This is a genomic window from Marinomonas spartinae (genome assembly GCF_016461715.1).
GTDB lineage: Bacteria > Pseudomonadota > Gammaproteobacteria > Pseudomonadales > Marinomonadaceae > Marinomonas > Marinomonas spartinae_A.
Genome location: NZ_JAEMUI010000025.1, coordinates 52,323 through 70,670, shown reverse-complemented (window position 1 = coordinate 70,670; position 18,348 = coordinate 52,323). Strand labels below are relative to the sequence as shown.

Annotated in this window: 17 protein-coding genes; 9 read left to right on the top strand and 8 right to left on the bottom strand. The window is 42.7% G+C overall.

Features of this window, described 5'->3' with window-relative positions; all coding sequences use genetic code 11:
- On the top strand, positions 1-450 hold a 450-nt coding region (locus JHD45_RS19190), incomplete at its 5' end, for a glycosyltransferase (RefSeq protein ID WP_199478084.1).
- A 34-nt stretch (positions 451-484) separates the two neighbouring features.
- Positions 485-1,579: a glycosyltransferase gene (locus tag JHD45_RS19185; protein WP_199478083.1), complete on the top strand. Its 1,095-nt coding sequence runs from the start codon at positions 485-487 to the stop codon at positions 1,577-1,579.
- Between the two features lie 18 nt (positions 1,580-1,597).
- On the opposite strand, the gene JHD45_RS19180 is transcribed toward JHD45_RS19185, so the two are convergent.
- From JHD45_RS19180 to JHD45_RS19170, 3 genes are all read right to left on the bottom strand, one after another.
- Positions 1,598-3,034, bottom strand: a complete 1,437-nt coding sequence (locus JHD45_RS19180) for an undecaprenyl-phosphate glucose phosphotransferase (RefSeq protein ID WP_233407942.1) — start codon at positions 3,032-3,034, stop codon at positions 1,598-1,600.
- Positions 3,035-3,167: 133 nt separating this feature from the next.
- Complete coding sequence (locus tag JHD45_RS19175) at positions 3,168-3,896, bottom strand: FKBP-type peptidyl-prolyl cis-trans isomerase (RefSeq protein WP_199478082.1); 729 nt, start codon at positions 3,894-3,896, stop codon at positions 3,168-3,170.
- A 552-nt stretch (positions 3,897-4,448) separates the two neighbouring features.
- On the bottom strand, positions 4,449-5,360 hold the full coding sequence (locus JHD45_RS19170) for a lysine exporter LysO family protein (protein ID WP_199478081.1): 912 nt from the start codon (positions 5,358-5,360) through the stop codon (positions 4,449-4,451).
- A gap of 465 nt (positions 5,361-5,825) precedes the next feature.
- Between JHD45_RS19170 and JHD45_RS19165 the strand changes: the two genes are divergently transcribed.
- The gene (locus tag JHD45_RS19165; protein WP_325097339.1) at positions 5,826-7,178 is read left to right on the top strand and encodes an MATE family efflux transporter; all 1,353 of its coding nucleotides are present in this window, start codon (positions 5,826-5,828) and stop codon (positions 7,176-7,178) included.
- A gap of 98 nt (positions 7,179-7,276) precedes the next feature.
- Here the strand turns inward: JHD45_RS19165 and JHD45_RS19160 are convergent, their stop codons facing one another.
- Together JHD45_RS19160 and JHD45_RS19155 are read right to left on the bottom strand one after the other, a co-directional pair.
- Positions 7,277-8,581: an O-antigen ligase family protein gene (locus JHD45_RS19160; RefSeq protein WP_199478080.1), complete on the bottom strand. Its 1,305-nt coding sequence runs from the start codon at positions 8,579-8,581 to the stop codon at positions 7,277-7,279.
- Between the two features lie 114 nt (positions 8,582-8,695).
- The gene (locus tag JHD45_RS19155; protein ID WP_199478079.1) at positions 8,696-10,177 is read right to left on the bottom strand and encodes a cobyric acid synthase; all 1,482 of its coding nucleotides are present in this window, start codon (positions 10,175-10,177) and stop codon (positions 8,696-8,698) included.
- Positions 10,178-10,299: 122 nt separating this feature from the next.
- On the opposite strand from JHD45_RS19155, the gene cbiB reads away from it, so the two are divergent.
- From cbiB to JHD45_RS19125, 6 genes are all read left to right on the top strand, one after another.
- Entirely contained in the window at positions 10,300-11,253 is a 954-nt protein-coding gene (gene cbiB, locus JHD45_RS19150) for an adenosylcobinamide-phosphate synthase CbiB (protein WP_199478078.1), read from the top strand.
- Positions 11,223-12,347, top strand: coding sequence for an aminotransferase class I/II-fold pyridoxal phosphate-dependent enzyme (locus JHD45_RS19145; RefSeq protein ID WP_325097338.1), 1,125 nt, complete (start codon positions 11,223-11,225; stop codon positions 12,345-12,347). The genes cbiB and JHD45_RS19145 overlap by 31 nt, the downstream gene beginning before the upstream one ends.
- Positions 12,344-12,862 (top strand): bifunctional adenosylcobinamide kinase/adenosylcobinamide-phosphate guanylyltransferase, encoded by a 519-nt coding sequence (gene cobU / locus JHD45_RS19140; RefSeq protein WP_199478077.1) that lies wholly within the window; start codon positions 12,344-12,346, stop codon positions 12,860-12,862. The genes JHD45_RS19145 and cobU overlap by 4 nt, the downstream gene beginning before the upstream one ends.
- 26 nt (positions 12,863-12,888) lie before the next feature.
- Positions 12,889-13,380, top strand: a complete 492-nt coding sequence (gene gpt, locus JHD45_RS19135) for a xanthine phosphoribosyltransferase (protein WP_199478076.1) — start codon at positions 12,889-12,891, stop codon at positions 13,378-13,380.
- 322 nt (positions 13,381-13,702) lie between these two features.
- Positions 13,703-14,194: a DUF2914 domain-containing protein gene (locus JHD45_RS19130; protein ID WP_233407941.1), complete on the top strand. Its 492-nt coding sequence runs from the start codon at positions 13,703-13,705 to the stop codon at positions 14,192-14,194.
- 26 nt (positions 14,195-14,220) lie between these two features.
- Positions 14,221-14,553, top strand: coding sequence for a DUF1904 family protein (locus tag JHD45_RS19125; RefSeq protein ID WP_199478075.1), 333 nt, complete (start codon positions 14,221-14,223; stop codon positions 14,551-14,553).
- Between the two features lie 74 nt (positions 14,554-14,627).
- Here JHD45_RS19125 and JHD45_RS19120 read toward each other — a convergent pair whose 3' ends face one another.
- The 3 genes from JHD45_RS19120 to JHD45_RS19110 are packed head-to-tail and all read right to left on the bottom strand — an operon-like array spanning position 14,628 to position 18,332.
- Positions 14,628-16,841: a YjbH domain-containing protein gene (locus JHD45_RS19120; RefSeq protein ID WP_199478074.1), complete on the bottom strand. Its 2,214-nt coding sequence runs from the start codon at positions 16,839-16,841 to the stop codon at positions 14,628-14,630.
- The gene (locus tag JHD45_RS19115; RefSeq protein ID WP_199478073.1) at positions 16,841-17,575 is read right to left on the bottom strand and encodes a capsule biosynthesis GfcC D2 domain-containing protein; all 735 of its coding nucleotides are present in this window, start codon (positions 17,573-17,575) and stop codon (positions 16,841-16,843) included. Before JHD45_RS19115 ends, JHD45_RS19120 begins: the two co-directional genes overlap by 1 nt.
- 55 nt (positions 17,576-17,630) lie before the next feature.
- Complete coding sequence (locus tag JHD45_RS19110; RefSeq protein ID WP_199478072.1) at positions 17,631-18,332, bottom strand: YjbF family lipoprotein; 702 nt, start codon at positions 18,330-18,332, stop codon at positions 17,631-17,633.
- Positions 18,333-18,348 lie beyond the last annotated feature (16 nt).

Below are 18,348 nucleotides of genomic sequence, written 5' to 3'. Positions count from 1 at the left end.
TTAGCTGAAAGTAATAAAAGTTGGCAGATTGTTTTAATAGGAAAAGTCGGTGAAGGGTCTCCAAATGATAAAATTGACTCTCTTGATAATATAGAAAATATTCATTTTATGGGGCCAAGATCTTATGGTAGTTTGGCTTGCTATTTAAAAGCATTTGATGTGGCCATTTTACCAACTTTAAAAAATGAATATACAAAGAGCATGTTCCCAATGAAGTTTTTTGAATATCTTATGGCAGGGAAAAATGTTGTTTCAACTAGATTAGATAGCTTAACTGATTACGAAGAGTTCTATTTTCCAGCAGATACCCCTGAAGAATTTTGTGCCTCAATTAAAGCTGTCCTTCAAGATGATTCGAAAATAAATAATCCAGCTATATTAGAAGTTTTGTATAAAAATACATATGAGTATAGAAATAAAAAAATGTTAGAAATTATTTGCTCTGAATAGTTTTTAATTTTTTAATTTAATTAAAGGATTATATATGAAAGTCGCCATTATTCATTATTGGCTAGTTAATCTACGTGGTGGTGAGAAGGTTCTAGAGGCATTGTGTGAACTTTATCCACAAGCAGATATTTATACACATGTCTATAATTCTGAAGTATTTAAAGATAGTGTTATTAGTCAGCATAGTATTAAGCAAAGTTTTATTAGTAAATTGCCACGAGCTAAGCGCTGGTACCAAAACTATCTTCCCTTAATGCCATTAGCCTTGGAACAATTCAATTTATCAGGTTACGATTTGATTATTTCCAGCGAGTCAGGCCCAGCAAAAGGTATAATTCCAGCTCCAGGTCAGCCACATATTTGTTACTGCCATTCGCCGATGCGTTATGCTTGGGATATGTATCATGACTATAAGAGTCGTTGCGGCTGGTTAAAGCGCAAATTAATGGTGTTACTCTTACATTATATTCGACGGTGGGATCAGTTAAACTCAATGTCAGTTAGTCACTTTGTTGCTAACAGTTCATTTGTTGCTGGCCGTATAAAAAGTTTTTATCATCGTGATTCTACAGTTATACATCCTCCTGTTGATTTTAGTGAGTTTGAACCCACTGGAATACAACCAAGTGATTATTATTTAATGTTAGGGCAGTTAGTTCCCTATAAAAAAACAGACATTGCTGTTCGAGCTTTTAATGACTCCGGTAAACGGTTAAAAATTGTTGGAGGAGGTGATCAGTTAAAAGAGCTTCGTCAACTAGCACATCATAATGTTGAGGTTTTAGGTCACCTAGATTTTGAAGAAATCAAGTCATTATTAGCTAACTGTAAAGCTTTAATTTTTCCAGGTATTGAGGATTTTGGTATTGTTCCATTAGAGGCAATGGCATCCGGTCGTCCAGTCATTGCCTACCGAAAAGGAGGAGCATTGGAGACAGTAAAAGAAGGGGTTTCTGGTGTTTTTTTTGATGAGCAAACTGAGTGTTCACTGAATCAATCTATTGAGTATTTTGAAAGTAATTTCGATTTATTCTCTTCTGATAGCATTAGAGCCTACGTAGAAAAGTTTAGTAAGGAAAATTTCAAAATACAATTTTCTAATTATGTGAATGAAGTTTTAAATGAGTAAAAACTTAAGAATGCTGCTTTATGCCGCATTCTTATTAATAAACCCTTTCCAAATAGTCTGAAGTATGATTTTAATATCAAGCGCTATGGACCAGTTTTCGATATAATAAAGGTCGCACTCGACTCTTTTTTGCAGGTCTGTGTCTCCACGCCAGCCATTGATTTGTGCCCAGCCCGTAATACCTGCTTTCATCATATGTTTTTGCATATATCCAGGTATCTCATGTTTAAACTGATCAACAAAGACTGTGCGTTCTGGTCTTGGCCCTACAATGGACATATCACCTTTTAATACATTGATAAATTGGGGGAGCTCATCGAGGCTTGTTCTTCGAATAAATGCACCAAATTTTGTCACAGACATAGAGGTTGCTCCTCCCCATTTCACACCATCTTTCTCGCTATCTACAGACATGGACCGAAACTTTAACATATCAAAAGGTCGTCCATTCCAGCTGACCCTTTCTTGTCGATAGAATACTGGCCCAGGAGATGACAGTTTGACTCCTAATGCAACGAGTAGAAGAATAGGGCTAATACATAGCAAAATAATGGTAGATAGAATCTTGTCCTCTAATGCTTTTAAAAAACGATTTTTTCCCTCTAACATGTGAGATGTTGAAAGGTTTATTACAGGAAGTCCTGCAACCTCTGTAATTGAATGGTTTAGAAGCTGAAATCCAAAGATATCAGGTACAAAGCGTATAGTAACAGGTGACATGACTAAGGCTGACTGAACCTTTTGCATTGTGTCAATTTCTGACATAGGGATAGCCACCCAAACTTGGTCTATTCCTTGTTTTGATACAACAGTGTTAAGCTCATCTATGTTTCCTAATCGCTTGAACTGCTTTTCGATAACGCTTTCCTTATTATTTTCCTGTGTATCAGAGAGGTAACCCACAACAGTAAGACCTAATTCTTCTTTAGAAGACAGCTTATGAAGAACATCGTTAGCAAGACTTCCTTGGCCAATAATAAGTACCTTTCTTGCATTATATCCTCGCGCACGAAGTACACCTAAAATGCGTCTTAAAGAATAGCGGTAAAATAATATAAGCATAGATGCGGATATCAACCAAGTGACGACCCATATCCGAGAGAATGTGTCTGATGATTGTGTTATAAACCCACTTATTATAAGCAGTATAAAGGTAAGAGATGTGGCGCTTAGAATAGATTTTGCTTCAGTCAAAAAAGATGTTCCACGCCAACCTCGATAACAGCCAACCGATGAAAAGCAGATAACGGCAAATAAAATACCCAGTAGCAGTACGTTCTTATAGGTGTGTGGTAGATCAAAATGAGAAAAGCGTAAACCAAAGCTTAGTAGACCTGAAGCAAAGAGAAAGAAACAATCAAAAATTCGTAAACTTAGTCCAATTGACGCGCTGTGCTCTTTTATAAAATCGCCAGTTCTCACTTTATTGCTCTCTTTAAAAATGCTTGTATCCATCAGATATGAGGTCCTGATTAGTAAAGGTATTCCGCATAGCTATGATACTCAATTTTGCAAGAAAAGAACAAACAAAAAACGGCCAAGCTATTACAACATCAACATAGCCGTTTCTTTGCTTTATATGGTATTTTTAGTTAGTTGCTTTTTTATCGTCCGCTTTTTTGTCATCTGGTTTCACGATAGCATGAAGCTCAACCACAAACTTAAGCGCGGCGTTAGGTGGGATAGGGCCTGTGCCACCAGGGCCATAAGCAAGGTCTGCTGGGATGTACAGTTCGTATTTGGAACCAACTCTCATAAGCTGTAGGCCTTCTGTCCAGCCGGGGATGACTTGGTTAAGAGGGAAGGTGATTGGTTCACCGCGTTTGTAGGAGCTATCGAAGACTTTACCATTCATTAAGCTGCCTTCGTAATCCACTTTGACGGTGTCGGTGGCTGTTGGATGTGGACCTTTTCCTTCTTTGATGACTTTATAAAGTAAGCCGTCTTTGGTTTTTTTCACACCCTTCTCTTTAGCGATTTTTTTCAACCAAGCTTCTGATTTCGCTTTGTCTTCGGCGGCTACTTTTTCTTTCTCTTTCTGTGCTTTTTCCATCTGCTCTTTCTGGAAATTTTGGATGGTGGCAGCAATTTCCTCTTTGGTCATCTGTCCTTTTTTACCATCGTAACCGTCTTTGAAGCCTTGGAAAAAGGCCTTCATGTCTAGATCTTTAAAATCTTGGGTCATTCGGCTACCAAACATATTGCCTATGCTGTAACCCAGTTTCTGTTCTTTTGTCGTAATAGTGGTTGCGTTATTGTCTGCGTACGCGAAAGAAACAGAAGACATAACCAGCGCCGCAATGAGTGTTTTTTTCATAAAAAAGCGTTCCATTTAATTGTTTGTTTATCACTTGCTTCTAAAGCTTGGGTGATGTTTGACCTAGCCACGGATTAGATTTGCATGTCGCTTTATCGAGCATTGACTTTTTAGCATAGATTGACTTAGTAGCATAGCAAGAAGGCAAAACCAAGTGTGGATAATGCGCCTTGTGCTTTGTCAGTCCAGATCCGATAGTACGTTTCTAACATAACCATGGGGTGTAACGCCAATGTTAAGCTAGAATCGTTCCCAAAGCGACCCCTTCACCTGTACACCTTGTTTTGCTAAAAGATAATTGAATCAACAAAGCACAAAACGTGTTTCGAGAATAATCTGCTCATGTCTTGTACGACAATGGGTTTTACAAAAGCATGACGCTGTTTGCTTATCATGTTGACTTTACAATTGGTGTTGACAATAAATTGACATTTTCTAACTCTCTGTTGCTTTAGCGCGAGATTTTCGGCTGTTGTCTTATCGTTAGGTTGAGCAGTGTTTGCTTTTTTAATGGGAAATACAAAGTTGGGGTGGGCCTATTACAGGCAGGAACTAGCTGCCTATAAAAATGGGAATAAGTATGGGAACAAGGACGCTCATGATAAAGCCACTGGCGATACAAACGGGAATGATTTGCGGGCCATGGAATTTTCCTAGCATAGGTAGGGTAAAGTCCATAGCGGTTGCGCCAGAATAGCCAACGGATAAGTGGCTGTTCCATTTGGCTAGAAAGGGAATCAACATTAACGCTAGAATTTCTCGGCTTAGGTCTAATAAAAATGCGGTCGTACCCAATACGGGATCGCCAAGCCCTGTGATGAGAATGCCTGATAAGCTATACCAACCAAACCCTGATACGACAGCTAGCCCTTGGTGCCAATTAATATGGAGTAGCAGTGTGCTAACCCAGCCAGCAAGCAGTGTACTTGCGATGGTGACACTTGCAATAATTAGACCTTGACGATTTAGAAAGAGTTTTCTTAAGCGGTAGTTTCCTTGACGAAGCTGACAACCGATTAAAAATAGTAAAATATAAAGAAGTGCCGTGACGAGTTTATCAACACCTGTGAACCAGTGCTTTCCTATAAAACCTGCTGCAATTCCAGCAAAGACCCATGTTAACGTGATGACGGCGTCTTTTATGGCCTGCCATTTACTGGTTTGAGGGAGGGTAGCGCTGTTGTTTTCATAGTGAGAATCAAGCTTGAGGCCGCTGAAATACAAAGCAATTAAGTTAAAACTAGAGACTAAAATAACTAAGATAAAGGCTTGATAACCTGCAATCAGAAGTTTTTCTGTTAAGTTGTCTAACGCACCGATGCTAAAACCAATAAGTCCTAATATTAGGTAGACGAGTTGATTGAGACCTTTTGCCACTCGTTTTGCGTTGAAAAATCTAATATCTATCCAATAGCCGATCAGCAAAGCTGCTAATAGGGGCAATAAGGTTGTCAGAATGGCCATGAGGTATCGTCCTAAATATGTTTTAAAAAACAAGATGTTGATTTTAAACGGGGTATTTTGTCGCGCTTAGTTGTTAAGAGCAAGGAGAAACGGTATTGCTGGTCTTTGTTGGATGAATCTGGGCCTATTCTTTTGTCGGGATGAATCCCGACCTACAAGGGCGGTCGTTTTTTGTAGGTTAGATTTTAATCTAACAGGTGTATTGGATGGTTTGTCGGGATGAGTCGAGGCGTACAAGAGCGCTATTTTTTTGTAGGTTAGACTTTAGTCTAACAGGTGTATTGGATGGTTTGTCGGGATGAATCCCGACCTACAGGGATAAACTTCGATCTGCAACGATGCAATACTTGTGGCTTAATGTTAGATTAGCGCCTTTGTTTTTGGCTAAGTCGAAATAGGCCTGTAGGGTGCTCTTATAAGCGCCTTAATGATAATCGGCGGTGATCTGTGGTTAAGCGTTTTCCCGTGTTAAAAGAAATTTTGCATTTATTATTTCCCATGGTGATTACCATGACATTAGAGCTTTCCATTAGTGTGGTGGATACTGTGATGCTTGGGCATTATAGTGCATCGCACCTTGCAGCTGTTGGGCTTGCCTCGAGCCTATGGCTACCTGTTGGTTGCTTTTTGATTGGCGTGACTTTTGGTATTACCCCCTTGGTGACGAGGCATCTGCATGGTCGTCAGCCTAAGTTAGTGAACTTGTATATGTCACAAGCTGTTGGCCTGTCGGTCTATTTAGGGGTTATTGCGAGTTTGATTACCGTATTTTTTTTGCCTCATTTAGCGGGAATGATGGCTCCTCCTGGGGAAACTCGTGAGGTATCAATGGCCTATCTGCGTCTTTTTGCCCCTGCCTTGCCCATGCTAGCCTTGATGACATCTTATAAAAATCTATTTGAAGCGGCTGGGCGTCCTGTATTGCCACTGCTGATTGCTAGTATTGGTTTGATTCTGAATGTGTGTTTTAACTATGTGCTTATTTTTGGTCATTTGGGGGTTACAGCCATGGGGGCGAGAGGGGCTGCTATTGCTTCTTGCTTGTCCTTGTATTTATCAGTCCTAAGCTTTGTGGTTTACGACCTTTTTTTGAATAAACGTCCTTTATTTACTCGTTTGGTTTGGCGTTATACCCGTCAGTTTTCTATCTTGCTGGGGGTTGGGGTGCCCGCTGGGTTGGCGTTTGCATTTGAAGTGGGTCTGTTTTCCTCAATGACTTGGCTGATTGCTTCTTTTGGGGAGGTGGCGCTAGGTGCAGGCCAAGTTGTGATGTCTTATACCTCTTTCTTATTTACCCCTATGATGGCCATGAGCGCTGTAACGGCAATAGTTGTGGCCAAAGCGATGTCGAAAGAAGGTGTTGTAGGAGTAAAGCGGCTTATGAGAGTCATTGTGATGCTGGGGGTAAGTTATGTGGGTCTTTGCTTTGTTTTGACCCAAACATTCCACGCAGCCATTCCGTATTTTTACTCGAACAATCAAAATGTTGTGTCGTTAGCGGCTAGTATTTTGCTGATTTCTTCCTGCTACCAATTACCAGATATGCTGCAGACAGTGTTTACTGGGGCGCTGCGGGGCTTTCGTGATACGCGCTCTTCGATGATCGCTTTTGGCGTATCTTTATTTGGATTAAGTATGCCTTTAGGGTATTGGCTGTCCCATTATAGCCCTTGGGCAAAGGTATTAACCGTGCGTGGTTTCTATCTTGGACTAGCGGCTGGGCTAAGCCTACTAGCGGTTATTTTGATCTGGCGCTTCCGTGTAGTATTAAGGCGTTACCAAGGTAAGCGTATTGCCTCTCCGAGGGAGGTGGCTTAAGCAATAAATCTTTGGCTGGTTGTTAGAAAAGCTATGAAAAGCAAAGAGTGTTGCTTTTGGGAGCACTCTTTGGTTTAACAATGGACGAGGCGTTAGAGTTACGAGGGTTGTTTGGCTTTGTTTTCTAGTATTTGTGCATGCCATACCAGTGCAAGTAGGCCGCCAAAAATCACTTGTAAGCAAAAGACACCCGTCCAGAAGAAGAGGTAAGACTCGAATAGGCTAATAATACTCCAGAATGTCATGGCTCCTAGAGCAAAGTATCCGATATCATAACTTATATAGCCTTTTGACACCGCTTTCAGCACTTTTGTTAGCATCCATCCTATCCAAATAAAGTAAAAAATAAACCCAACTAGGCCATAATCAGTGAGTAAAGCAATGTAGATATTGTGGATATGACCAAATTGCTGCTTAACAAACTCTGGCATCCAGTTTGTGTCATGAATGGCAATATATTGGCCTTCGTTTCCCCAGCCTAATAGTGGACGCTCTTTGATTTTTTCCCACGAAGCACGCCACATATGTATTCTTATACCAACGCTTGTATAGGGGACGTTTTCCATATCGCCTTTAATAATATGTTGTATGACACCTGATTCGGCTCCTACGCGCTTTTCTATAATATGCCCCATGAATTTATAGATAACGGATCCAGCAAGTAGGGTGACTAACGCCGTAATGATTAGATATTTCGGTTTAATATTTTTTTTATTGTTACACAAAAAATAATAGATAATCGCCGTTATCAAGGTGACTATTAGCGCCAGCCAGCAGGCTCGGGTTTGCGACGCTGCTACCGTATAAAGGCACAAGCATAGAGCGGGAATCCATAAAATAAGGGTAAGTTTGCTCCATTTAAATAATCGAGAAGAAAAACATATTAGGCCAATCATCACCAGACCAAAAAATAAACTGACATGTTCCCAGTTCCTAAGGCCAAATGTAATGCGAGTACCATGAAATCCACTTTCAATCTCTTTCCAGCCGCCACCGCTTACCCAGGGTGATACGACAATGGTTAGGGTGGCGATAGTCCAAAACAAAAACACTTTCTTTGGCGAGTCTTTTAGCCACCAAGCGATGGGAACAAACATAAAAATACGGGAGAGTTTATCTAACTTGGGATAGGGATCCACCCACTTAGGGTAGGCAAGATGAGCAAAGTACCAACTTACTAGAGGAATCATGACTGAGGCGAAAAAAAGCAGTACGGGAATTTTGACACTCAGATCTTTGCCGTATCGGTAGATAGCAAAAAAACCAAGCAATACCATCGGTAAGCCTGTGGCGTCTGATAAGGTATCTGAGGCGTGAATTTTGGTTAAGATATACAGGCATGTCAAAGTAAAACCGATTATAGCAAAGCGGCTTCCTTGCTGTATGTGATCGAGTCGTGTCATTAATTGCTTTATTCCATCAGGGAGCGTTACTGCGCTTTTAAAAAGCTCGGATCATAGCGCAAAATATTCTCCCTTGCATTATTCTTCAGTGATTATATCTTGTATAGGCTATTTTCATTGTCTGAAGCGCTTGCATCTCTCAATCAGGGCGTCTATGTCTAGTTGATATTCTGTATTGTCTGACAATCTGTCTATTTGCGTATTACGATAATGATCATAGTTAAATGTGTCTGTTGGGTTAAGTCCTGCCCATAGCAGCAGGCTGTTGAGTGCTTCGGGGTGATCGAAAATGCCATGCAGATAGGTACCAATGATGGCCTCATCGTGGGATATAAAACCGTCGAACTGCCCATTTTTTAGCTCGATCAGCGAGGTGATGGGGTGATGAAACCGCGAAATGCCACAATGGATTTCATACCCTGTAACGGTCGTTTTTTCATCTAGAGCGATTAATTTTCCTATTTGTTGTGTTAGCTGTTTTTCTTTTTCGAGTCTGGTCGTCATTGGAATATAGCCCAATCCAGCGGATTGAGTGCCTTTTTGAGCGTTTTCTAGACCATGAGGATCGTATATTGTCTCCCCCAGCATTTGAAACCCTCCGCAAATTCCCATGAGCTTACCACCATAACGCAGGTGTTTTTGTAAATACTCTGGCCAGCCTTGTTTTCGTAAAAAGGCGAGGTCACTTTGAACACTTTTGCTACCAGGAAGAATCACCAAGTCGGCGGGAGGGATGGGGCTGTTTTCCTTGACCAATGTGACTTGTACTTCTGGATGAAGTTTTAATGCATCCCAATCCGTATGGTTGCTGGTGCGTGGCATAATGGGGATCACAACGTTTAGCTTGGTGGCGTGGTGTTCTTTTATTGGGCTGTGAGCCACTGCGTCTTCCGATTCCAAATAAAAACCTTTTAGGTAAGGCAATACACCCAGTACGGGTTTACCTGTTCGTTGTTCCAGCCAGTCCAGACCGGGTTGCAGTAAGCTAAGGTCTCCTCGAAAGCGATTAATCACAAAACCGATAACTCTATCCTGCTCACTTTGGCTTAATAGGTCTAGTGTGCCCACTAGATGGGCAAATACGCCACCTTTATCAATATCTGCAATGATGATCACAGGACAGTCGATGGCTTCGGCAAACCCCATATTAGCGATATCGCGATCGCGAAGATTGATTTCTGCTGGGCTGCCAGCCCCTTCAATGATGATGGCGTCGTACTGTCCGGCGAGGCGATAGTAAGATGCTAAGGCGGCTTGTTTGGCGATATGCTTGTACTGGTGATAGCCCACCGCATTCATATTGTCGATGGCTTTACCATGGATAATGACTTGGGCACCTGTATCCGTATTGGGTTTGAGTAAGATTGGGTTCATATCCACATGAGGTTCAATGCCAGCCGCATAAGCCTGAACGGCTTGGGCGCGACCAATTTCGTGACCTTCTCGGGTCACTGCGCTGTTTAATGCCATATTTTGCGGTTTGAAGGGGGCAACGGATAGACCTCGTTGGGCCAACAGGCGGCATAATGCCGTAACAAGGGTGCTTTTACCTGCGTCGGAAGTGGTGCCTTGTACCATTAAATGGAAATTTGCCATGGAAATGATCACGCTTAAAATCAATAAGATGCTAGAATTCTACTGGATTAGCGTTGTTTTTACTCTTACCTTTTTCCAAGACACACTTGTTTAATATGAAATTTTTTAACATAGAATGATACATGATGACTTCCTTTTTATTCTCTGTGTTTGATTTATTGGCATCCACATCGGGCATGCTGGTGGCGGCGTTGTTGCTTGATCGCTTAGTGGGAGAGCCAAAAAAATGGCACCCCTTGGTTGCCTTTGGTCGCTGGGTCGATATTTGCCAAAGAGGGTTACAGTTGTCTTTAACAGATACTGCTACTCGTCAACGTCAGGCAGGTGCGGTGGCTTGGTGTTGTACGGTATTTCCCTTACTCATTATGTTGTTGGTTCTTATGTCTATCTTGCCTGACTGGTTAACCACCTTATTGTCCATTATAGTGTTGTATTTTACCATCGGTTGGCAGAGTTTACGTGAACATGCTCTGGCGATCGCAAAACCTCTAATTAGAGGGGATTTGCTTCAAGCTCGCCATGGAGTGAGTCGCATAGTGAGTCGTGATACCAATCAATTAAACGAAACACAAGTGACTAAGGCGAGTATTGAGTCCGTCTTGGAGAATGGTAGCGACGCGGTTTTTGCCCCTATCTTTTGGTTCTTGGTGCTGGGTGTGCCAGGAGCGTTACTTTATCGTCTTGCCAATACTTTGGATGCCATGTGGGGGTATAAAACTGATACTCTTTTGCATTTTGGCTGGTTTGCTGCACGCTTCGACGATATGATGAATTATATCCCTGCACGATTGGTTGTATTGACTTACGGTCTCTGTGGGCAGTTTAGTTCTGCATGGCGTTGTTACCAGACGCAAGCTAGCTCTTGGAAAAGTCCTAATGCGGGCCCAGTGATGGCGGCTGGTGCCGGGGCGTTAGGGATTAAACTGGGTGGGGCGGCCCCTTATTTTGGTAAGCTTGAGTCGCGGCCAGAGTTGGGAGAGGGGCGAGACCCGATTGCTACAGATTTGAATAAAGCCATTCGTTTGGTTGATAAAGGGGTGTATTTGTGGGTGTTGGTTGTGTGTTTGATGATGTGAAGCTCGTGCAGTTGAGTCAGGAGCAATTAGGTCAAGCGCAATTGGATCAAGTCCCCCCACACCACGGTGGAGACCTGCATCATTGGCAGCGAAAGGTAGGAAATGACACTCTTGACTGGTTGGATTTATCTTCCGCCTGTAATCGTGAACCGTGGCCAGTGCCTGAAATTGATCCCATTTTATGGAGTGAGCTACCAGACCAAACCTCTTTGCTCGATCAAGCAGCCCATTTTTATGGTATCAGGCCAATCGCCATTGGCGCTGGTTCTCAGCATATTATTGAGTCTTTACCTTTATTTTTGTCTTATCGACATGCGAAAAAACGGGCCTGTGTGCCGCGTATTGGCTATCAAGAACACGCTTTTGCTTGGCAAAAGTGGGGGTATGAGTTGGTGTTTTATGATGCGGTTAACGAGCTACTTGAGATGGAGTGGTCTGTTGCGGTGGTCATACAGCCCAATAATCCGACAGGGGCTATGGTAGAGTCTGTTCTTATAAAAGCGCTTGTTGCTCGAGCTGAGCAGTTAGAGGGGCACCTTATGATAGATGAGGCTTTTATTGATCCAATGCCGCATTTGAGTGTGCTGAATGAATTAGAAGGGCTGGTGAAGAGCGAGTCATTATTTGTTTTGCGTTCTGTTGGCAAATTTTTTGGATTGGCGGGTGCGAGAGTCGGTTTTGTGTTTTGTGCAACATCTTGGCAAAGTACATTGCGAAACTTATTGGGCCCTTGGCCCGTGGCTACGCCCAGTTTATGGCTAGTGGAGCAGGCCTTAAAAGACGTGGTATGGCAAGAGAAGGCATTATTGTCTTTAGCGGATCGACAGAAAGTGTTTTTTGATCGGATTATGCCAAAGTTGCATACGGTATTTGACTCCCAAGAGTGTGTGATTACGCCGCTATTTTTTACTTGGAGGCTAGAGAGCAAAGAGATCGCTGAGTTTGCTTTTAGTATGCTTCATCAGGTAGGGGTTCATATTCGATTAGGTGACGGTTGGGTTCGTGTAGCCTTGCCCGCTATGCATGAGATGGCCCCGTTGAATCATGCTTTGGTTCGGCTGTTAAAAAAAGCTGGAGGGAGAGAGCTCGCATGAAGCACTTAGTCCTAGGAGGCGTTCGTAGTGGGAAAAGTGCTTTTGCCCAACTGCAAGTTGCACAATCAGGCAATCCTGTTTGTTATATTGCCACATCGCAGATTAGGGATGAGGAGATGGCCGCTCGCGTGCTAGCCCATCAACAGAACCGACCCAGTGACTGGCAGTTGATTGAAGAGCCGATTGCCTTGGCAAGCTCATTGGCCTCGTTGAGCAAGTCTGGTCAGGCCGTGATTGTGGAATGTATAACACTATGGCTAACAAACTTATTGTGTCTTGAAGACGAGGAGCACTTTGAGCGTGAGACGACGGCTTTTCTTGGCGCAGTTGCTGCATTTCAAGGAGAGCTTGTGATTGTTTCGAGTGAAGTGGGTTTGGGTATTATGCCAATAAACGCAATGGCGCGCCGTTTTGCCGATGAGGCTGGAGTTCTCAACCAAAAACTTGCAAAACTAACCGATCAGGTAACTTTAGTTGCAGCAGGACTAGCAATGCCGCTAAAATCCTCGCTCTAACTTAATCCTGAGGAGCTTAATTGGCCATGATTCCGTATTCAAAAGATTTCCCTGTTTCTTGGGAAGAGCTTCACCGTAATGCACGAGCCTTGTCATGGCGTTTGTTAGAGCAAGGACCATGGAAAGGCATTATTGCCATTACTCGAGGTGGGCTGGTACCTGCCGCCATTTTATGTCGTGAAATGGACATCCGTTTGATTGATACCATTTGCATTATTAGTTACAAATCCGAAAATGGTGGTGCAGCAATGGAGCAAGGTGAGCTTCAGGTGCTTAAAGGTGTGGAAGGCGATGGCGAAGGCTACATTTTAGTAGATGACTTAGTGGATACGGGGCGGACGGCGGCGAAAGTCCGCGAGATGTTACCGAAGGCGCATTTTGCAACCATTTATGCCAAGCCTGCCGGTAAACCCCTTGTGGACACCTTTATCACCGAGGTGAGCCAAGATACTTGGATTCGCTTCCCTTGGGATATGGAATATACCTTTTCAACTCCCTTGGCTGATCGTCAAAGTTAATAAAAATTTCACGCTTCAATATTGTTGATTTGTCTAGTTGCTTAGGGCTAAGTGTCTTCACCTGTATTGTTGTGGGTAAGCGTTTGAGTTCTGGGGAAGAGGATTTTGATTCTTGGGAATTGTAAATATTATAAAAAGTTTTGTTTATTATTGCGTTATTTGGTTAGATTTATTGGATAAGAAGTGAGCGAGGTTACAAAAAACGACGGAAGTCTCACTGCTTTTAATAGGCTAATTCTCTAATCTAATTCTGTTCCTATTTCCCTGAAAACGATGTGTCTAGAAGAGCAGTTGTTTTCGCTTTGATCGATAAGGACGCATTATGTTACGCGTTTTAAATAATGTTTTATTAACAAGTCTTTTTGTCTTCTCCATGACGGCTTCTGCATCGACTGAATCTGTGCCAGCATCGACTGCAGGAGAGGTAGCTCGGGCTGTTTTCGCGAGCGATGTGATTGATCGTGAGCCAATTGATAACATTGGTAATACGGTGAAGGTTGACTACAGCGGCATTCAAAAAGTGTATTTTTTTACCGATTTACGTGGGATGAACGGCAGTACTGTTAGCCATCGTTGGTTGCTTGATGGGCAGGTGATGGCGGATATTCCGTTTGATATTGGTGGGGATCGTTGGCGAGTTTGGTCGAGTAAGCGGTTGTTGCCTGGTTTTGAAGGTACATGGACTGTTCAGGTCGTTAAAGATGGCAAAGTACTTACCTCTCGATCTTTTCAGTACGTGGATGACGATGATACGGAGAACAATAGTGCGGAGAGCGCTTCGGCCCCATCATCACAAGCAATACCATCACCATAGTGCGTGAGAAATAAGGAGAATAGAAAATGCCGCATATTCGTGTTAGGGGGCTGCCGTTTGATGAGCTGGAATCGATTGCTGATATATTGATTGAGAGCTTGTCGGAAATAACTGATACCCCCAACTCCCATTTTACCTTAGAGTATCAAGCGGTGACTTACTTGGTGGCAGGTGGTGCTTCTCCATCTTATCCCTTTTTTGACATCTTCTGGTTTGATCGTGGTGACGAGGTTAAAGCGAAAGTGGCTATGTTCATTGAAGACCTAGTGCGTCCATTGGTTGACAGTGGTCAAGACATCACCGTGCTATTCCATGAATTGAATGGTAACGACTATTACGAGAACGGTGAGCATTTCTGATCATCCTTTTGAGATGAGCAGAAATGCTTTTCGTGTCCAGTCTATTTCCGTTTTTCTCTTAGTTCTTCCCTATACTATTCGCTCTTGTCTACACTACTTGGTCTGCCGAACCATGGGGAGACAGGATCAGTAATACTAAAGAGGCTATAGCGTTTAGCTAACATTTGACCACCGTCACGAGTTAGTGGTTGCCATGGTAAGGTTCCTCTTTCTGTTGTTGGGTGGATAGACATTAAGTCGAACGGAATGGATATATAGAATCCTTTGGTAAAACTTCCTTCACCATAGTCTTTTGCTGACATGGTCGTTTTAGCGGCGAAAGCCCCCACAATGATGCCTGTTTTAAATTGTCTGGAGATATCCACCCTCGTACCAAAATCCTGAGCCAAGAACTGACCAACATCAACACGAAGGAGCAGGTTATCCATTGCTTTCCAGCGAGGCTCATAATACACGGAAACATGCCCGGTTGGCTTTTTCACCAGTACTTTTGTGTTCTGCCCATAGCCATGGACGTCATTATAAATACCGAATGTGGTATTAGGGTCACGCTGAGAGACAAAGTTCAAATCAGCACCAATGGCCCAGTTGGCGTTCTGCTGGCGGTACAATACTTCGCTACCAACCCCGGCAAACATGGTTTCAAGATAGCCCGCGTAAACTTGTTGATACCAGTTCGAATGGTATTTTTCAAACCAAGTGAGCTGAAGGTTGCTAATAGAGGTGTCTTTATTCATATAGGCTCGAACCAAACTTCTTACCCGATAATTATTCGTCCCATCGTTGAGCTTTAAAAAGTTAAATTTGTTGTAATTGTTGAGAACATGAAAACTGAGTGAACTAGACAACTGCAGATGAGGATTTAACCAGTAAGAAGCGTAGCCATCCAAATCTAAACTGTATAAATAGAAGGTTTCTGGGCTACCAAAAGATTGCTCCAAATGGGGCCCAAAGCCATATTGAAAAGCGGATTGTCCATCGTATAAGGGTTTGGAGTTCAGAGCGGTGTTGTTGATTTTAATCGGTTGTGTGGCGTCTTTTATATTGGCATTGATATAACTGACATTAGCTACGGCTTTATATTTATCCGCATTGATTTGCGTGCCAGTTAGAGGGATGTGCTGATCTTGTTCGATTACATCGTATTGTTTAATTTTTGTCGGTAAAGCATTAGCGAGCAAGGCCGCTGCACGCTCATGGGCTAGATTGCGATCACGGTATTGTGTTTGATGAGCTACAACTGTGACCGTATCACCATTACGATAAAATTCACTATTTTTATAGCCCGCAATGGTGGATAAATCGCTGTCTAGTTTTTTCCAATTGACATCCGCAAGCTTGATTGGATGATTGTTGGTAAGTGCCGGGACAGGAGTGGCTTTCCATATTGATGGTTGATTATTAAAATTTGTGTGCAGGTTAATCCCAAGTGTCAAGGTGTTGCCGCGTTCATAGCTTAATTTGAGATTGGTAAAATCGTTTACGGCGTAAACCGCGCCGATATTCCAAGGGGTGCTTGGTGTCAGATTGGCATTGCCGTGTGTTGCGGCGAAATCCTGACGGTAATTATTGCCATCGTATTCAAGTTTTAATCGAAGGGGTTCATAAGGGGTTTGGTACTCTATTCCGCCGAAGATGGCTGAATTTCCATGGAAAAAATTGGAGTAATCAACCTTTCCAGTTCCATTTCCTCCTCTGTTTCTTATGCAGAATCTGTCGAATGCCGAGCAAAAGGGGTTTTTTATATTGCCTCTCTGACCCAAATATCCCCAACCTAGTCCAAGGGTAAAGTCAAATTGCCCAAAATGGTTGGTTGAGAGGCGTTTAGTGGCGGCAATAAACTCCCCATCAAATAAACCTGTACCGCCTATATCACGAAAGCCTAAAGAGGTCTCTGGTATGTATTGGCTCTCTTTAAGCAATCTTAATTTAAAGTCGATGCCTTTATCTGTGTACTTTGTGTTGCCGCTAAATTGCTGATCATTACTGTAAAGCACATCGGATACTTGGGTGTAACGAATGGTGCTTTCTAACCAAGGCATCAATTGTATCGATAAAGTGTAGAAATTATAGTCGTCGTTGTGGGAGTAGCCAGCATTAAACTCGCCATCCTTCGCCATTCGTCCGGTGGGCATTTGCATTAGCCCCACGCCACCAAAATCCATTTGGGTTGGTTTAAAGGGGGGCAGTGCAAAGGGAGCACGCAGAGGTGGTTGTTCCTCGTTACTGGCATGAACAAAGCTGGAGCAAGCGATGAGAGAGATGAGAATAAATCGAGGGTACAACATTACTTCTCCAGGCGATTTTGCAAAAGTGTCACAATGTTTTGGTTAAGTTGTTCGGGGATTTCATTGGATGCTATGTAGATAATGGCCCCGGGCGCAAGATACGTCGGTTGTTTTTGTTGATGGATGTTTTGAATTCGATCGATGGTTTGATCCGGTTCGATGACCCAAATGATGGTATTCATCGCGACGTTATAAAAAGGGATCTCGGGCAAATAGGCTTGCAAAGATGAGCCGTCTTGTAGTGTTAGGTGAAGAGGGGTTGTGCTTTGAATTGCCCCATACACCATAATATCATGGGGTCGTTTCGGTAGATAAAGCTTAAAGTGACCCTTTAATAAGGGATTTTTCTTCGGGAACACTCTGACAATATCGTAGTCTAAAGGGAGTGTTTCCTTTTTTGCAAATTCAGTGTGCTCTAATTGCGAGCGCATTTTTTCGGTCGAAAAGGTTTGAGCCATTGCAAGTTGATCCATTACGTTTTGTTTAAAACGCATAAAGTCTTGCTGCTGAGTTTCCTCTACTAATGCCGCCCCTAAGTAATAGGGATTGTAAGTTAAGGTGTGCAGGGCCTCGGCTAATGCTGTGGATAAACGTGGTGGTGTGGAGTAGTGAAATGTTGTTGCTGTTTCCACAAGAGTGATTTGGTTGCTGCTTTTGGTGCTTTCCTCTTGGCTTTGGGTTGCAAAGGCGAAAGACGATAAGGTCAGTGCTACAGCAAGGATGGAAAGTTTCACGGTATTTATATTCGTTCGCAATATGTCCACGGGCTAAGTCCCTTTTTGTCTTAATTTAAGGCTTGATATTGTAGGGCTTGATAAAGGTGATCTCTAACTTGTTCATATTAGGGCCAAGATATTGAATGGTTTTTACCACTTTATTGTGTTCGTTTACCCAAAACTCGTTTTTAAATGAAACATTAAGTTTTGGGATGATGACTGTTTCTTCAATATGGTGTGTTTTCTCTTGCCAGAGCGGGGTGGTCAGCATCTCGTAGCCTAGGTCTTTTTGTTTCACTTGGGCAATGAAATTGTACCGGAAGTTGGGTTGCCAGTCGTAGGTGGCGTTCCATTCATTATGGATGGTGTTGTAGGACAATTTTCCGGTGTTAGGTGTGTTGATGCTAAGATTGGCTAAATTATCTTTTTTGAACCCCAACGTCTTAACGATACGCCCCTTCTCTGTGACGATCATGACATTGTCAGTTGAAAGCCAAGTTAATTGAGTATTATGGCTTTCTTTATCTGTATCAGCAAAAGCGGCAACAACGAATAGCCTTGGGCCATTGTCCACTCTAAGGAAGATGCTCGTATAGGGGAGTTTACGAATTTTTTCACTCGAAATATGTGCATCGGTGTTGGCATTCCAGGCCGCTTTCACGGTTGCCATATTGTCTCGAAATGCTTGAGCGCAACCGGTCAATAGTAAAGGTAATACTAATAGTAGAGGCAATAGATAGACAGTACTACGTCGCCCTAATCTACGTTGATTCATATAAAGGTTCACTTCT